Origin of the sequence: Kineococcus vitellinus (assembly GCF_009906315.1) — a bacterium.
Taxonomy (GTDB): domain Bacteria; phylum Actinomycetota; class Actinomycetes; order Actinomycetales; family Kineococcaceae; genus Kineococcus; species Kineococcus vitellinus.
Window position 1 is genome coordinate 1 of sequence record NZ_JAAALL010000005.1, and the last position, 15,728, is coordinate 15,728.

Consider the following 15,728-nt stretch of genomic DNA (forward strand, 5'->3'; position numbering starts at 1 on the left):
GCCCCCGGAGCCGCGGCCGCCCCCCCCGGGTCGCGGTCCGTCCTCGGGGTGGGCGCGCACCGCGAGCAGGGCGACGTCGTCCTCGACCTGGTCGCCGATCCTGGCCAGCAGCTGGTCGCAGAGCTCCTCGACGGGCAGGTGGCTCAGCGCGGTCACGGTGGTGCGCAGCCAGTCCAGCCCGGCCTGCAGGGTGGCGCGGCGGCGTTCGACGAGGCCGTCGGTGTAGAGCAGCAGCGTGGAGCCCGGCGCCAGGAGCACCTCGTGGTCGTGGCGGCTCGCACCGGGGTCGACGCCCAGCATGAGGTCCGGCGGCACCTCCAGGAAGCGCACGGTCCCGTCGGGCTCGACGAGCAGCGGCGGCAGGTGGCCGGCGTTGGACCAGCGCAGCAGCCGCGCCCCGGTGCGCCGCTGCTGCGGGGTCTGCTCGACGCGGGCCAGGACCAGGGTCGCGGTGGTGTCCACGGCGAGGTCGTGGGCGGCGTGGTCGAGCATCGTCAGGACCGCCGCCGGCGGGTCGCCCACGGCGTAGCCGATGCCGCGCAGCAGGTTGCGCAGCTGCCCCATCGCGGCGGCGGCGAAGCGGTCGTGGCCGGTGACGTCGCCGACGACCAGGCTGGTGGCCCCGTCGGCGGTGACGAACGCGTCGTACCAGTCCCCGCCGACCTCGGCGTCGGTGGCGGCCGGGGAGTAGCGCACCGCGATGTGCAGGTGCTCCGGCTCCGGCGGGCCGGTCAGCAGGGAGCGCTGCAGCGTCTCGGAGAAGCGGGCGACCTGCGCGCTGGCCGCGGCCTCGGCGTCGTGGGAGGTGATGCGGGCCAGCGCCTGCGCGGTCAGCGAGGCGAGGGCGGCCAGCAGGTCGCGGTCGCCCTGCGGCCACTCGCGGGTGCCGGGGAACCCCAGCGAGAGCGAGCCCAGCAGCTGCTCGCGCGCGCGCAGCGGCACCGACGCCTGGGCCTGCACCCCCTGGGACGCGCCCACCGGCCCGGCCGCCGGGAAGCGGGCGGTCGCCCGCTCGAGGTCGGTGAAGAAGTGGGCGGTGCCGTCGACCGCGCAGTCCACCAGCGGCAGGGGGTGGCCGGCGGGCAGGTGCTCCAGCCGGGTGCGGACCCCGGTGGGCACCTCCTCCAGCGTCAGGGTGCGCACCCCGGTCCCGGTGCTCTCCAGCAGGCACAGGGCCGGGGTCGAGGCGCCGAGCAGGCTCAGGCCCCGGCCGGCGACCACGCCCAGCACGTCGGTCTCGGTCTCGGTCTGGGCGAGGGCGCGGGCCACGTCCACCAGCGCGGCCTGCTGGGCCGCGGCGGCGCGGGCGGCGGTGGCGGCGGCGCGCTCACCGGCGGCCGCGGCGCGTTCGGCGTCGCGCGCGTGCAGGCGCTGCAGGGTCTGGGCGACCTGCGCGGCGAAGGTGTCCAGCAGGACCAGCTGCTCGGTCTCGAAGGCCTGGGGGTGCTCCCAGCCGGCGGTGACCACCCCGAGGGTCTGCCCGCCGATGCGCAGCGGCAGGCTGGCGAAGGCGACCGAGCCGGTCACCTCCACGACGCGGTGCATCTCGGGGGAGTAGGCCAGGCAGGAGCCGAGGTCGGGGACGAGCACGGCGCGCCCGGTGCGGGCGGCCTCGGCCACCGGCAGCGCGGCGGACAGCGGCAGGTGGCCGTAGGTGACCTGGGCGTCCTCGCCGTAGCTGGAGGCGAGGTAGGAGCGCAGGGTGGGCTCGCCGCCCGCACCGGGCCCGGGGGCGGGGTCGACGACGGCGACGGCACCGCCGTTGCAGTCCAGCTCGGCCAGGCCGTCCTCGGCGACGGTCCGCACCAGGTCCTCGATGCTCTGCACCTGGCCCAGGGCCAGGCTGAAGTCGGCGATGCGCTGCAGGCGGCGCGCGGCGCGGTCGCGGGCCTCGAGGGCGCGCTGGCGCTCGGTGACGTCGACGAAGCACACGGCCAGCCCACCCTCCTGGGGGGCGGCGCGGACCTGCACCCACACGTCGAGGGGCTCGGGGTAGTGGGCGTCGAAGACGACGTCGACGCCGGCGGCGAGGGCGTGGCGGTAGTTGTCCTCGAAGAGGCTGCCGCGCGCGGCGGGGAAGGCCTCCCACAGGTCGCGCCCGAGCAGCTCGCGGCGGGAGCGGCCGACGACGCGCTCGGCCTCGGCGTTGAGGTAGGTGATGCGCCAGCGCGCGTCCACGTGCAGGTAGCCGACGAGCATCGACTCCAGCACCGCTCCCGCGTGGACGTCGTGCTGCTCACCGGGCTGCCCGCCGGGCTCGGCCGGCCCGCCGTCGTGGTCCCCGCGGCTGCTCCGGACGCCCACCCGCGCCTCCCCACCTCGTCGTGGTGACCGCCACCGCGACGAGCGGTTCCATCATCACGCATGGCCGGTGGCGCGCGCCGGTGCCCTCCCGGACCGCCGTCGGGTCCGCCCCGCCGTCAGATCCGCCCCGCCGCCCGGGTGTGCTCGAAGATCAGGCTGGTCTCGGTGAGGGCCACGTCCTGGTCGCGGTTGAGGTGCTCGGCGACGAAGTCGCGCAGCGCGGCGGTGCTCTCCACCGCCACGTGCAGCAGGTAGTCGTCGGCGCCGGCGACGAAGTACACGTCGAGGACCTCCGGCTGCCGGCGCATCCTGGCCACGAACGGCCCCATGCTGCCGCGGGCGTGCGCGGCCAGCTTCACGGCGATCATCGCCTCCAGGTCCAGGCCGAGCGCCGCCGGGTCGATGTCGGCGTGGAAGCCGCGGATCACCCCCGACTCGCGCAGGGCGCGCACCCGCAGCAGGCACGTCGAGGCGGCGATGCCGACCTGCTGCGCCAGCGCGGCGTTGGTGGTGCGGGCGTCCGCGGCCAGCACGCGCAGGATGGCGCGGTCGACCGGGTCGACCACGTGCCGCAGCTTCTTCGGCGGTGCCCCCGGCACGACCGCCCTCGTCGAAGGATCTTCCACGAGAACCAGGTTCCCACGAATCTTCGACGGGTTCCTTGCCGCCGCAGCGGCTCATCTTCACGCTGGAACCGTCAGCCCGACGACCTGACCACGACGGCGTGGTCCACCGGCAGGAGGAGTCCCCGTGCGCATCGGCGTGCCCCGTGAGGTCAAGAACCGCGAGCACCGCGTGGCGCTGACGCCCGCGGGTGTCCACGAACTCGTCGGCCGCGGCCACGAGGTCCTGCTCGAGGCCGGCGCCGGCGCCGGCAGCTCGCTGCCCGACGCGGAGTTCGAGGCCGCCGGCGCCAAGGTCGTCGCCGACGCCGACGAGGTGTGGGGCGCCGCCGAGCTGCTGCTGAAGGTCAAGGAACCGGTCGAGTCCGAGCACCACCGCCTGCGCCGCGGGCAGGTGCTGTTCACCTACCTGCACCTGGCGGCCTCGCGCACGTGCACCGACGCGCTGCTGGCCTCGGGGACCACCGCCATCGCCTACGAGACCGTCCAGCTGCCCGACCGCTCGCTGCCGCTGCTGGCGCCCATGAGCGAGGTCGCCGGCCGGCTCGCCCCGCAGGTCGGCGCGTACCACCTCATGAGCGCGAACTCCGCCGGCAGCGGGGGCCGCGGTGTCCTCATGGGCGGCGTCCCCGGCGTGCGCGGCGCCGACGTGGTCGTCATCGGCGCCGGCGTCTCCGGGCAGAACGCGGCGCAGGTCGCGCTCGGCATGGGCGCCGAGGTGACCGTGCTGGACCTGTCGATCCCCAAGCTGCGCGCCGTCGACGCCCGCTTCGGCGGCGCCGTGCGCACCGTCACCTCCAACTCCTACGAGCTGCAGCGCGCCGTGCTGGCCGCCGACCTCGTCGTCGGCGCCGTCCTCGTCCCCGGCGCCCGGGCCCCGAAGCTGGTGGGCAACGAGCTCGTGGCCCGGATGCGCCCCGGCTCGGTGCTCGTCGACATCGCCATCGACCAGGGCGGCTGCTTCGCCGACTCCCGGCCCACCACCCACGACGACCCGACGTTCCCCGTCCACGGCTCGGTCTTCTACTGCGTGGCGAACATGCCCGGCGCGGTCCCGCACACCTCGACCTACGCGCTGACGAACGCGACGCTGCCCTACGTCGTCGCCCTCGCCGAGCGCGGCTGGCGCTCTGCGCTGCGCGCCGACGAGGCGCTCGCGCACGGGCTGTCCACCCACGAGGGGCGGCTCACCAGCGCCGAGGTCGCCGCGGCGCACGGGATGCCGGCGGTCCCGGTGGCCGAGGTGCTGGCGGGCTGAGCGCCCACCGGGCGGGGGTGCCGGCCGCCGCGGGGATCAGCTGCGGCGCAACCGGTACCAGTGCGGTGCGCTGCCCCGCAGGAGCAGCGGGAGGCCGCTGACGTCCGCGACGGCGTCCTCGAGCAGGTCCCAGCCGGGGTAGGCCGCGGCCAGGTCGGCGCGGTCGGCGCCCCGGGGCAGCGGCCCGCGGCGCCCCGGCCGGAAGGCGAGCACCAGCATCGTCGCGCCCCCGGCCGCGCACGCGGTGACGCACCGGCCCATCGCCGCCCGCTGCGCGTCCCGCAGCCCGTGGAAGCAGCCGACGTCGAGGAAGAGGTCGACGTCGCCGCCGACCAGCTCGGGCCCCATCCTCGTCACGTCGGCCTGCACGACGCGGACGTCGACGCCGTGCGCGAGCGCCCGCGCCCGGGCCCGGGCGACCGCGACGCCGACCGCGTCGACGGCCGTCACCCGCCAGCCGCGCTCGGCGAGCGCCACGGCGTGCGCGCCGCTGCCGCAGCCGAGGTCGAGGGCGGAGCCGTGGGGAGCGCCGCGGGGGGCGCTGCGCTCGGCCTCCTCGCGGGCCAGCAGCGCGGCGGCGCGCCCGGCGCTCGCCGCGCCCGCGCGCTCCCAGGGGGTGAGCCCGATGCGGTGGGCCACGGCGTAGACGAGGCTCACGGCGGACCCCCGGCCGATCGGCCCGAGCCGTTCCCGGGCGGACGTCCGAACGCTCCTCCGGCGGTGGGGGAGCGTCAAGCGCCGCCGGTGCCTCAGCCCTCGCGCAGCTCCCCGACCAGCGCGTCGACCACGCCGACCAGCGGCTGCTGCTCGCCGCGCTCGCAGGCGGCGCGGTGGGCGGCGCGCTGGCGCTGGTAGCTGGCGCCGCGGCGGGGGATGTCCGCGACGAGCGCGAGCTCCTCCTCGCACTCCAGCCGCCGCGCGACCGGCTGCAGCCGGGTCAGCCAGTCGTCGAGGTCGTCGGTGACCAGGCGCTCGGCGCCGGCGGCGTCGACGATGATCTCCGCGTCCAGGCCGTAGCGGGCGGCGCGCCACTTGTTCTCCTGCACGTGCCACGGCGGCATCGTCGGCAGCTCCTCGCCGGCCTCCAGGCGCTCGTCGAGGTGGACCACGAGGCAGTGCACGAAGGCCGTCAGCGCCCGCAGCTCGCGCAGCGTCGGGGTGCCGTCGCAGACCCGGACCTCGATGGTGCCCAGCCGCGGGGAGGGGCGGATGTCCCAGCGCACGTCCGAGAGCCCGTCGATGACCCCCGTGACGAGCATGTCGTCGACGTAGTCCTCGAACTCGCCCCAGGCCCCGAACTGGAACGGCAGGCCCGCGGTGGGCAGCTGCTGGAACATCTGCGAGCGGTTGCTGGCGAAACCGGTGTCGAAACCCGTCCAGTACGGCGAGGAGGCCGACAGCGCCTGCAGGTGCGGGTAGTGGTTGAGCAGCGAGTTCAGGATCGGCAGGACCTTGTGCACCGAGTCGATGCCGACGTGCACGTGCACGCCCCAGATGAGCATCTGCCGGCCCCACCACTGCGTGCGCTCCAGCAGCTCCGCGTAGCGCTCGTCGGCGGTCACCAGCTGCTTGTCCCACGTCGCGAACGGGTGGGTCCCCGCGCACATGAGGTCCAGGCCCATGGGGTCGGTGACCCGGCGCACCGCCGCGATCGTGTCCGAGAGGTCCTCGGTGGCCTCCGCGACGCTGCCGCAGACCCCCGTGACGACCTCCAGGGTGTTGCGCAGCAGCTCCTTGGTGATCCGCGGCCCGCCCGCCGACGCCTCGCGCTCGACGGCCTGCATGACCTCGGTGGCCTGCGGGGCCAGGTCCCGGGTGCGGCGGTCGACGAGGGCCAGCTCCCACTCCACGCCCAGCGTGGGGCGTGGGGAGGCGTTGAAGTCGACGGTCCGGCGTCCCACCGCACGATCACACCACACCGGCACCCCTCTCGCCTCGCCGGCGGCCGGGGCCCTAGCGTCCGGGTCGTGAGCACACAGGAGCGGGAAGTGGACGTCGTCGTCATCGGCGCCGGAGCGGTCGGGGAGAACGTCGCCGACCGCGCCGGGCGCACCGGCCTCGAGGTCGTCGTCGTGGAGAGCGAGCTCGTGGGCGGGGAGTGCTCCTACTGGGCGTGCATGCCCAGCAAGGCGCTGCTGCGCTCCGGGCAGGCGCTGGCCGCGGCCCGGCGGCTGCCCGGGGCCGCCGAGGCCGTGACCGGCACCCTGGACGCGGCGAAGGTGCTGGCGCGCCGCACGAGCTTCACCAGCGACTGGGACGACGCGAGCCAGGCGCAGTGGCTGCAGGGCGCGGGCCTGGGCCTGGTGCGCGGCACCGCCCGCCTGGCCGGGCCCAAGCGCGTCGAGGTCGCCACCGCCGGGGGGACGACCACGCTGCTCGCCCGCCACGCCGTGGTGCTCGCCACCGGCTCCGAGCCCGTGCTGCCCGACGTGCCGGGGCTGGCGGCCTCGGAGCCGTGGACCAGCCGCGAGGCCACCAGCGCGAAGAGCGTGCCCGCCCGCCTGGCCGTGCTCGGCGGCGGGGTCGTCGGCGTGGAGCTGGCGCAGGCGTGGGCCCGGCTGGGCTCGCGGGTCACGCTGCTCGTGCGCGGCGGCCTGCTGCGCGGGCACGAGGACTTCGCCGGCGAGGTGGTCGCCGACGCGCTGCGCGCCGACGGCGTCGACGTGCGCCCCGGCGCCGAGCTGAGCTCGGTCTCCCGCGACGAGGAGGGCATCCACCTCGTCCTGGGCGACGGCTCCACGCTCGACGCCGACGAGTTCCTCGTCGCCACCGGCCGCCGCCCCCGCACCGGCGGGATCGGGCTGGAGACCGTCGGGCTGGAGGACGGCGGCGGCCTGGAGGTCGACGACTCCGGCCTCGTCGCCGGGGTCGAGGGGGCCTGGCTGTACGCCACCGGCGACGTCTCCGGGCGCGTCAAGCTCACCCACCAGGGCAAGTACGAGGCCCGCGCGGCCGGGGACGCCATCACCGCCCGCGCCGCCGGCACCCTGGAGGGCACCGCGCCCGCCTGGTCGCGCTACGCGGCCACCGCGACCACCAGCGACGTCGCCCAGGCGGTGCCGCAGGTCGTCTTCACCGACCCCGAGGTCGCCCAGGTCGGCCTGACCGCCGCCGTCGCGCGCGAGCGCGGCTTCGAGGTCCGCGTCGTCGACTACGAGCTGGGGAACGTGGCCGGGGCCTCGCTGGTGGCCGACGGGTACACCGGCCGGGCGCGGATGGTCGTCGACGAGCGGCGCCGCGTCGTGCTCGGCGCCACCTTCGTCGGCCAGGACGTCGCCGAGCTGCTGCACGCGGCGACGATCGCCGTCGTCGGCGAGGTGCCGATCGACCGGCTCTGGCACGCGGTGCCCAGCTACCCCACCATCAGCGAGGTGTGGCTGCGGCTGCTGGAGACCTACGGGCTCTGAGCCCCGGCGGCGCGCCGCCCCGCACCCGCGGGGCGGCGCCGGTCGTGGACGCGCCGGTCGTGGACGCGCCGGCCGTGGACGGCTCAGTCGTGGACGGTCAGCAGGTGCTGCAGCAGCTCGGCCTGCAGCTGCGGGTCCCACGGGCGCGCCACCCCGTCGAGGCTGCGCACCGGCGCGCACTGCCGGCCGCTGGAGACCAGCCACAGGGCCTCGGCGCCGGCGAGCTCGTCCACGTGCAGGCGGGTGACCTCGGCGCGCTCGCCGCGCTGCGCCGCCAGGCCGAAGGCGCGGCCCTGGGTGGTGCCGTCCAGGATGCCCAGCTCCGGCGGGGTGGTGGCCCAGCGGTCGGCGAACCTGGCCACCAGCGAGGAGTTCGGCCCCTCCAGCACGTCGCCGTCGGAGGAGACGAAGAGGACGTCGTGGGCGCCGCGGGCCCGCGCGTGGCGCAGCGAGGCCGTGTTGAGCGCGTACGAGAGCGTCTTGGCGCCCTGCAGCAGCCACGGCGCGCGGGTGGTGACGTCGCTGGGGTAGGCGCGCTCCAGGACGAGCACGTCGATGCCCTCGCGGCGCTCGCGGGAGTAGTCGGCGGCCGGGAAGGCGTGCACCCAGCCGGTGGGCACGCCCGTGCCCTCCACGCCCCGGGTGAGGACGAGCTTCACCAGGACCTCGGGCCGGGGCTCGTGCTCGGCGGCCGCGCGGCGCACCGCGTCCGCCCAGGCGTCCAGGTCGGGGGCCGGCAGCTCCAGCATCGCGGCCGAGCGCGCGAAGCGCTCCAGGTGGTGGCGCAGGCTCTGCACCCGGCCGCCGACCACGCCGACGGACTCGAACACCCCGTCGCCGCGGGTGGCGCCCAGGTCGTCGACGCGCAGCTGCGGCGCGGCGGGGTCGGCGGGCGCGAAGCGCGTCGCTCCGCCGTCGGTGGACATCGTCAGGAGCACGGGGCTGGCGGGCACGCCGCCATCCTGCCCGCCCGCCGGGGAGGCGTCAGCCCCAGCCCCGCACCAGGGCGACGAAGGCGCGGGCCGCGGGGCTGAGGACCGGACCGGGCCGCCAGACGACCTGGACCCGGCCCAGCAGCGCGGGGCGCACGACGCGCAGCGCGCGCGGCGCGCCGGGCGCGTCCAGGCCCGCCGCGAACGAGGCCGGCACCAGCGCCACGCCCAGCCCCTGCGCGGCCAGCGCGGCCAGCAGCACGGGGGAGTTCGCCTCCACCTCCACCCGGGCGCGCAGCCCCGCGGCGGCGCACGCCTCGTCGAGGACGGTGCGCATCCCGCCGCCGCGCGGCACCGCCAGCAGCGGCTGCCCGACCAGCTCGGCCAGCGCCACGGTGCGCCGGCGCCCCCACGGGTGGCCGGGCGCCACGAGCGCGACGAGCGGTTCGACGGCCACGGGGTGGCAGAGGAGGTCGGGCGGGTCGCGGTCGGCGGTCGCCACCCAGGCGAGGTCGAGGTCCCCGCAGCGCACGGCCTCCAGCAGGCCGGCGGCGTCGTCCTCGACGAGGCGGACCTCCACGTCCGGTGCGCGGTCGCGGAAGGCGCGCAGCACCGCGGGCAGCTGCATGCCCGAGCTGGAGAGCAGCATCCCCACCCGCAGCGAGCCGCGCAGCAGGCCGGACAGCTGCGCGACCTCCTCGCGCACCGCGGCGGCCGCCGCCAGGGCGGCGCGGGCGTGCGGGAGCGCGGCCTCGCCCGCCGCGGTGAGGACCGCCCCGCGGGCGGTGCGCTCGAACAGCCGCTGCCCCAGCTCGCGCTCCAGGTTGCGCACCTGCGCGCTCACCCCCGGCTGCGCCACCCGCAGGCGCTGCGCGGCCCGGGTGAACCCGCCCTCGTCGACGACCGCCACGAAGTGCTCCAGGGACCGCAGCTCCATCACGACATCGTATGGCTGCCCTCACGAACCGGTCTTGGACTTCTGGGTGCGCCCGGCACCAGGCTGGAGGGGTCAGGACGGGACCGACGAGGGGAGAGCGCGGTGGGGACCGCTGCGAGGAGCGTGCGCGAGCTGGCCGAGGGCTACTTCCGCTCCTGGAACGCCGGGGACGGGGAGGCGCTGCGCGCCCTGCTCGCCCCGGACGTGACGTTCCGGGGGCCGGGGGGCGGCGCCGACGGGCGGGAGGAGTGCGTGGCGGGGCTGCTGGGCATGCGCGCCGGCGTCGTCGAGGAGGTCGTCGTCGACCGCGTGCTCGTCGACGGCGACGAGGCGTTCACCTGGTTCGAGATGCGCACCCGGCTGCCGGGCGTCGAGCCGTTCCCGGTCGTCAACAGGATGCGCACCGGCCCGCGCGGCATCGAGCGCGTCCGCGTCGTCTTCGACCCCCGCCCGCTGCTGGGCTGAGCGCCCCGGGGGCTGCTCAGAGCTCCAGGGGCCCGTCGTCGAAGGTGCGCAGCCGCAGGCCGCCGAGGGTGGCGACGTGGCCGGAGTAGACGGCGCGGCCGGGGGCGGTGAGCAGGCCGTCGTGGACGGCGAACCCCGTCGGCGCGCCGACGGCGCGCACGAAGTCGACGGTCTCCCGGCTCGCCGCCCAGGGCGCGCTGAGCGGCACCGCCAGCACGTCGACGCCCTCGGGCACCGCGGCGTAGGAGTCGCCGGGGTGGAACAGCGTCGGCTCGCCCTCGGCGCGCAGCAGCAGCCCGACGTTGCCGATGCGCGGCAGGTCGGGGTGGATGAGGGCGTGCTCGCCGCCGGCGCCGGTGACGCTCGCCCCGGCGAACCGGACGCTCCGGCCCGGGTGCAGCGCCAGCGCCTCGATGCCCGAGGCGCGCAGCTGCGAGGCCGTCTCCGGCTCCGCGTGCAGCACCGTGCGGTCGTCGGCCTCCAGCAGCAGCGGCAGCCGCTCCACGTCGACGTGGTCGGGGTGGGCGTGGGTGACGACCACCGCGTCGAGGTCCACCAGCTCCTCGAAGCCGTGGCTGAGGGTGCCCGGGTCGATCAGGACGCGGGCGCCGCCCGTCTCCACCAGCAGGCAGGAGTGGCCGAAGTGCGTGACGCGCATGGTCGCCGAATATATCCGCGGGGTTACGTGCAGGAAACCTGACGTCCCTAGCGTTGGCGCAGCGCCGCCGGGCAGGCCGCGCCCCGACGACCGCAGGAGCTGCCATGACCGAGGTGACCCGGGCCGGGGTGGAGATCCCCGCCCGACCGAACGCGGCGGGGGAGGGGGACGTCAAGGCCGGCTACGACCCCGCCCTGACGAACTCCGACCTGGCGCCGCTGAAGCAGCAGCGCTGGGGGTCCTACAACTTCTTCGCCTTCTGGATGTCCGACGTGCACAGCGTCGGCGGCTACGTGACGGCCGGCAGCCTGTTCGCCCTGGGGCTGGCCGCCTGGCAGGTCCTCGTCGCCCTCGTCGTGGGCATCGTCATCGTGTACTTCCTGTGCAACCTCGTGGCCCGGCCCAGCCAGGCCACCGGGGTCCCCTACCCCGTCGTCTCCCGGGTCGCGTTCGGCGTCGTGGGGGCCAACGTGCCAGCGGTCATCCGCGGCCTCATCGCCGTCGCCTGGTACGGCATCCAGACCTACCTGGCCTCCAACGCCCTCGTGCTGCTGGCGCTGAAGGTGCACCCGGCCTGGGCCCCGTACGCCGACGTCGACCAGCACGGCTTCGCGGGCCTCAGCACCCTCGGCTGGGTGGGTTTCGCCACCATGTGGGTGCTGCAGGCGCTGGTGTTCTGGCGCGGCATGGAGGCCATCCGCCGCTTCATCGACTTCTGCGGTCCCGCCGTCTACGTCGTGATGTTCGTCCTCGCCGCCTACCTGGTGGTGCAGGCCGGCGGCCCCGCGAACGTGTCGCTGAACCTCGGCGGCATCGAGCACACCGGCCTGGGTGCGCTGGGCGTCATGGTGACCGCGGTGGCGCTCGTGGTCTCCTACTTCTCCGGCCCGATGCTCAACTACGGCGACTTCGCCCGCTACGGGCGCACCATGGCCGCGGTGAAGAAGGGCAACTTCCTCGGCCTGCCGGTGAACTTCCTCCTCTTCGCGCTGCTGTGCGTCGTCACCGCCTCGGCCACCGTGCCGGTGTACGGGCAGCTCATCACCGACCCCGTCGAGACCGTCTACCGCATCGACAGCGTCACCGCGGCCGTCATCGGCTGCCTCACCTTCGTCATCGCCACCATCGGCATCAACATCGTCGCCAACTTCGTCTCCCCGGCGTTCGACTTCTCCCACGTCTCGCCGCAGCGGATCAGCTGGCGGATGGGCGGGATGATCGCGGCGGTCGGCTCGGTGCTCATCACCCCGTGGAACCTCTACAACTCCCCGGAGACCATCCACTACACGCTCGACACGCTCGGCGCGTTCATCGGCCCGCTGTACGGCGTCCTCGTCGCCGACTACTACCTCGTCAAGAAGCGCGCGATCCACGTGGACGACCTGTTCACCAAGAGCGCGACCGGCGCCTACCACTACGTCAAGGGGTGGAACCCGATCGCGGTCGGCGCGACCGCGGCCGGTGCGCTCGTCGCCGTCGTCGTCGTGGTCTTCACCAACCCCACGGCCGCCTCGTTCAGCTGGTTCATCGGCGCGGGGACCGCGTTCGCCCTCTACCTGGCGCTGAAGAACTCGATCCCCGCACCGGCGCTCGCGCTGGTGCCCGCCCCGGCCGCCGGGTCCGAGGACCGGTCCTGATGGGCGCCACGGTCCTCGTCGTCAACGTCAACACCTCCGAGGCGGTGACCGACGTGATCCGGCGCTCGGCCGAGGCGGCGGTGTCGCCGACGACGCGGGTCGTGGCGCTCACCCCCCGGTTCGGCCCGGCCTCGGTCGAGTCGAACTACGAGAGCTACCTGTCCGCCGTCGGGGTGCTGGACGCCGTGCAGAACCACCCCGGGCCCTTCGACGCGGTCGTGCACGCGGGGTTCGGCGAGGTCGGCCGCGAGGCGCTGCAGGACGTGCTGGACGTGCCCGTGGTGGACATCACCGAGGCCGCGGCGCACACGGCCTGCCTGCTCGGGCGCACCTTCGGCGTCGTCACCTCGCTGGACCGGACGGCCCCCGCCATCGGCGACCGGCTGCTGCTGGCGGGCCTGGCCGGCCGCTGCAGCGGGGTCCGCAGCGTCGACCTGCCCGTGCTGGCCCTGGAGGCCGACCCGGAGGTCACGGCGAAGGCGTTCGTGGAGCAGGCGCGCCGCTGCGTGGAGGAGGACGGCGCCGAGGTCGTCTGCCTGGGCTGCGCCGGGATGTCCGGGGTGCACGAGGCCGTCGCGCGGGCCCTGGACGTGCCCGTCGTCGACGGGGTCGCGGCCGCGGCGCGGCTCGCGGAGTCGCTGGTGGGGCTGGGGCTGTCCACCTCCAAGGTGCGCAGCTACGCTCCGCCGCGAGCCGGCGACGTGCGGGGGTGGCCCCTGCGCGCGGGTTCGGGAGGGCGGTCCTCGGGTGGTGTCGGCGGGTAGGCCGGTGCTGGCGGCGATCCGCCGCGACATCGTCGAGGGCGTCCGCCCGCCGGGTTCGGCCCTGGAGGTGGACGTCCTCGCCGCCGCGCACGACGTCAGCCGCATCCCGGTGCGCGAGGCCCTCATGACCCTCGTCGGCGAGGGGCTCGTCGAGCACCAGCCGCGCCGCGGCTACACCGTCACCCGCCTCGCCGACGGCGAGCTCGCGCAGCTGTTCGCGGTGCGCGGCAGCCTGGAGCTGGCCGCGCTGGCGGTCGCCGTCCGCCTCGGCGGCCCCGACGACGTCGCCCGCGCCCGCGCCGCGCACGAGGCGCTGCGCCGCGCCGTGCAGGACGCCGACGAGCGCGAGTACCACCGCCAGAGCCGCGCCTTCCACGCCGCGCTCACCCGGCCCTCCGCGATGCCCCGGCTGCTCGGCGTCTTCGACCGGGTGTGGGACCTCACCGACCCGTACCGGCCGATGGAGGACCTCGGCCCGGCGGAGGCGGCGCGGCTGCACGCCGAGCACGAGGTCCTGCTCGCCGCGTTCGCCGCCGGGGACGTGCAGCGGCTGCTGGCGACGGCCGCCGCGCACCAGGAGAGCCTGTCCGCTCGGGTGCGCACGCGGGACTCCCCGCCCCCGCCGGCCGCCCCGCCCGTGCGGCGCGCGCGGCACCGCACGGCCGGTGCGCCCTGGCCGGAGGAGGAGGCCTGAGGGGCGCGGTGGAGGGTTCGGTGCGGGGTTCGGTGGAGGGTTCGGTGGAGGGTTCGGTGCACGTCGTGGTGGAGGGTTCGGTGGAGGTCCCGGTGGACGTGGTGGTGCGCGCGCGGCGCGCGGTCGTGGACGGTGCGCAGCGCGCGGTCTCGGTGGGGGTGCGCGACGGCCTGGTGGCCGCCGTCGAGGGGTTCGAGCACGACTGGGGCGGTGCGCGCGAGGTCGTGCTCGCCGACGACGAGGTGCTGCTGCCGGGGCTGGTGGACAGCCACGTCCACGTCAACGAGCCGGGCCGCACCGCGTGGGAGGGTTTCGCCTCGGCCACCCGGGCCGCCGCCGCCGGAGGCGTCACGACCATCGTCGACATGCCGCTCAACAGCGTGCCGGCGACGCTGGACCCGGCGGCGCTGGAGGTCAAGCGCGCCGCCGCGCAGGGCCAGTGCGTGGTCGACGTCGGGTTCTGGGGCGGCGCCGTGCCCGGCAACGCCGACCAGCTCGCCCCGCTGCACGCGGCCGGCGCGTTCGGGGTCAAGTGCTTCCTGCTGGACTCCGGCGTCGAGGAGTTCCCGCCGCTGGACGCGGCCGGCCTGGCCGCGGCGCTCGCCGAGCTGGCCCGCGTCGACGGGCTGCTGCTCGTGCACGCCGAGGACCCCGAGGAGATCGGCGCGCACGCGCACCCCGGCGGTCCGCGCTTCGCCGACTTCGTCGGCTCCCGCCCGGCCAGCGCGGAGTCGGTCGCGGTGCGCACCGTCGCCGAGGCGGCCGCGCACGCGGGCGCCCGCGCCCACGTCGTGCACCTGTCCTCCTCGGCGGGGCTGGCGGAGGTGCGCGCCGCCAAGGCCGTCGGCACCCGCATCAGCGTCGAGACGTGCCCGCACTACCTGACCCTGAGCGCCGAGGAGGTGCCCGACGGGGCGACGGCGTTCAAGTGCTGCCCCCCGATCCGCGACCGCGCCGAGCAGGACGCGCTGTGGCGGGGGCTGCTCGACGGCACGATCGACTGCGTCGTGTCCGACCACTCGCCGTGCACCGCGGACCTGAAGCTGCTGGAGGCCGGTGACTTCGGCGCCGCCTGGGGCGGGATCGCCTCGCTGCAGATCGGCCTGCCCGTCGTGTGGACGGCCGCCCGCGAGCGCGGCGTCCCGCTGGAGCAGGTCGTGGGCTGGATGTCGTCGGCGCCGGCGGACCTCGTGGGGCTGCGCGACCGCGGGCGCATCGCGGCCGGCTGCGTGGCCGACTTCGCGGTCTTCGCCCCCGAGCAGGAGCAGGTCGTGCGCGGCGCGCAGCTGCAGCACAAGAACGCCGTCACCCCCTACGAGGGGCGGGTGCTGCGCGGGGTGGTGCGCTCGACGTGGCGGCGCGGGGAACCCCTCGACCTCGACGCCGCCCCCCGCGGGGAGCTGCTGCGCGCCCGCAGGTGGGGCCGCGCGGGCGGCGGGGTTCCCCCGGAGGGGTGACGGCGCGCCCGTCCCGCTGACGCGCCACCCGCGGCCCGGCACCGTGGAGGAGCGCGCGGACGGACTGCGCGCGTCCCTGGAGGTCCCCGTGAGCCCGGTCGAGGCCGTCTCGTCGTTCTTCGCCCGCTACGCCGACTTCGGCGGTCGTTCCCGCCGCTCGGAGTACTGGTGGGTGCAGCTGGCCCTGGCCGTGGTCTACGTCGTCGCGGCCGTCCTGGTCTCCGTCCTCGGCGCCGTCAGCGACACCCTCGGCACCGCGGCGAGCGCCCTCCTCGCGCTGGTGGCGCTGGCGGTCGTCGTGCCCAGCTACGCGCTGCTGTGGCGCCGGCTGCACGACACCGGCCGCTCGGGGTGGTGGTTCCTCCTCGGGCTCGTCCCGTTCGGCGGCATCGTCCTGCTGGTCTTCTGCTGCCTGGAGGGCCAGCCGGTCGCCAACCGCTTCGGCCCCCCGGCCCGGGCGCTGAGCCACCGCTGAGCCACCGCTGGGCTCGCGGCCTCAGGCGGCCGGTGCGCCGCGCAGCCCGGCCCGGACGGTCCCGCCCCGCCCCTCCACGACCACGCCCCGGGCGGAGCCGACGGCCTCGGCGCCGAA

Annotated in this window: 15 protein-coding genes; 8 read left to right on the forward strand and 7 right to left on the reverse strand. The window is 76.3% G+C overall.

Annotated features, from left to right (window positions below):
• The coding region (locus tag GTQ99_RS01155; RefSeq protein ID WP_166613914.1) for a SpoIIE family protein phosphatase at positions 1 to 2,304 on the reverse strand (2,304 nt) is incomplete at its 3' end.
• 116 nt (positions 2,305 to 2,420) lie between these two features.
• A complete protein-coding gene (locus GTQ99_RS01160; RefSeq protein ID WP_338074636.1) occupies positions 2,421 to 2,903 on the reverse strand; it encodes an Lrp/AsnC family transcriptional regulator in 483 nt (160 codons plus the stop codon).
• A gap of 151 nt (positions 2,904 to 3,054) precedes the next feature.
• Here GTQ99_RS01160 and ald point away from each other — a divergent pair, with 151 nt between their 5' ends.
• Positions 3,055 to 4,185: an alanine dehydrogenase gene (ald, locus tag GTQ99_RS01165; RefSeq protein WP_166613916.1), complete on the forward strand. Its 1,131-nt coding sequence runs from the start codon at positions 3,055 to 3,057 to the stop codon at positions 4,183 to 4,185.
• A gap of 36 nt (positions 4,186 to 4,221) precedes the next feature.
• Here the strand turns inward: ald and GTQ99_RS01170 are convergent, their stop codons facing one another.
• Together GTQ99_RS01170 and GTQ99_RS01175 are read right to left on the reverse strand one after the other, a co-directional pair.
• The gene (locus GTQ99_RS01170; protein WP_166613917.1) at positions 4,222 to 4,842 is read right to left on the reverse strand and encodes a methyltransferase domain-containing protein; all 621 of its coding nucleotides are present in this window, start codon (positions 4,840 to 4,842) and stop codon (positions 4,222 to 4,224) included.
• Between the two features lie 92 nt (positions 4,843 to 4,934).
• Positions 4,935 to 6,086 (reverse strand): glutamate--cysteine ligase, encoded by a 1,152-nt coding sequence (locus GTQ99_RS01175; protein WP_166613918.1) that lies wholly within the window; start codon positions 6,084 to 6,086, stop codon positions 4,935 to 4,937.
• A 66-nt stretch (positions 6,087 to 6,152) separates the two neighbouring features.
• On the opposite strand from GTQ99_RS01175, the gene GTQ99_RS26515 reads away from it, so the two are divergent.
• The gene (locus GTQ99_RS26515) at positions 6,153 to 7,592 is read left to right on the forward strand and encodes an FAD-dependent oxidoreductase (protein WP_166613919.1); all 1,440 of its coding nucleotides are present in this window, start codon (positions 6,153 to 6,155) and stop codon (positions 7,590 to 7,592) included.
• 83 nt (positions 7,593 to 7,675) lie between these two features.
• Here the strand turns inward: GTQ99_RS26515 and GTQ99_RS01185 are convergent, their stop codons facing one another.
• Entirely contained in the window at positions 7,676 to 8,545 is an 870-nt protein-coding gene (locus GTQ99_RS01185) for an aminodeoxychorismate lyase (RefSeq protein ID WP_338074637.1), read from the reverse strand.
• A 31-nt stretch (positions 8,546 to 8,576) separates the two neighbouring features.
• The gene (locus GTQ99_RS01190; protein ID WP_166613920.1) at positions 8,577 to 9,461 is read right to left on the reverse strand and encodes a LysR family transcriptional regulator; all 885 of its coding nucleotides are present in this window, start codon (positions 9,459 to 9,461) and stop codon (positions 8,577 to 8,579) included.
• A 102-nt stretch (positions 9,462 to 9,563) separates the two neighbouring features.
• Here GTQ99_RS01190 and GTQ99_RS01195 point away from each other — a divergent pair, with 102 nt between their 5' ends.
• Positions 9,564 to 9,926: a nuclear transport factor 2 family protein gene (locus GTQ99_RS01195; RefSeq protein ID WP_166613921.1), complete on the forward strand. Its 363-nt coding sequence runs from the start codon at positions 9,564 to 9,566 to the stop codon at positions 9,924 to 9,926.
• A gap of 16 nt (positions 9,927 to 9,942) precedes the next feature.
• On the opposite strand, the gene GTQ99_RS01200 is transcribed toward GTQ99_RS01195, so the two are convergent.
• Entirely contained in the window at positions 9,943 to 10,584 is a 642-nt protein-coding gene (locus GTQ99_RS01200) for an MBL fold metallo-hydrolase (RefSeq protein WP_166613922.1), read from the reverse strand.
• Between the two features lie 104 nt (positions 10,585 to 10,688).
• Between GTQ99_RS01200 and GTQ99_RS01205 the strand changes: the two genes are divergently transcribed.
• The 5 genes from GTQ99_RS01205 (at position 10,689) to GTQ99_RS01225 (ending at position 15,611) form a co-directional block, all read left to right on the forward strand.
• On the forward strand, positions 10,689 to 12,221 hold the full coding sequence (locus GTQ99_RS01205) for an NCS1 family nucleobase:cation symporter-1 (RefSeq protein ID WP_166613923.1): 1,533 nt from the start codon (positions 10,689 to 10,691) through the stop codon (positions 12,219 to 12,221).
• Positions 12,221 to 12,985 carry an aspartate/glutamate racemase family protein gene (locus GTQ99_RS01210; RefSeq protein ID WP_166613924.1) on the forward strand — a complete coding sequence of 255 codons (765 nt, stop codon included), beginning with the start codon at positions 12,221 to 12,223 and terminating at the stop codon, positions 12,983 to 12,985. Before GTQ99_RS01205 ends, GTQ99_RS01210 begins: the two co-directional genes overlap by 1 nt.
• A gap of 4 nt (positions 12,986 to 12,989) precedes the next feature.
• Positions 12,990 to 13,679, forward strand: coding sequence for an FCD domain-containing protein (locus GTQ99_RS01215; protein WP_166613925.1), 690 nt, complete (start codon positions 12,990 to 12,992; stop codon positions 13,677 to 13,679).
• Between the two features lie 56 nt (positions 13,680 to 13,735).
• Complete coding sequence (gene allB / locus GTQ99_RS01220) at positions 13,736 to 15,136, forward strand: allantoinase AllB (RefSeq protein WP_420814499.1); 1,401 nt, start codon at positions 13,736 to 13,738, stop codon at positions 15,134 to 15,136.
• An 88-nt stretch (positions 15,137 to 15,224) separates the two neighbouring features.
• Positions 15,225 to 15,611 (forward strand): DUF805 domain-containing protein, encoded by a 387-nt coding sequence (locus tag GTQ99_RS01225; protein WP_166613926.1) that lies wholly within the window; start codon positions 15,225 to 15,227, stop codon positions 15,609 to 15,611.
• Positions 15,612 to 15,728: the final 117 nt, after the last annotated feature.

Bases quoted from the DNA above. Each gene is read 5' to 3' on its own strand.
- GTQ99_RS01190 (WP_166613920.1), bottom strand. From the start codon at position 9,461: ATGGAGCTGCGGTCCCTGGAGCACTTCGTGGCGGTCGTCGACGAGGGC.
- GTQ99_RS01200 (WP_166613922.1), bottom strand. From the start codon at position 10,584: ATGCGCGTCACGCACTTCGGCCACTCCTGCCTGCTGGTGGAGACGGGC.
- GTQ99_RS01205 (WP_166613923.1), top strand. From the start codon at position 10,689: ATGACCGAGGTGACCCGGGCCGGGGTGGAGATCCCCGCCCGACCGAAC.
- GTQ99_RS01210 (WP_166613924.1), top strand. From the start codon at position 12,221: ATGGGCGCCACGGTCCTCGTCGTCAACGTCAACACCTCCGAGGCGGTG.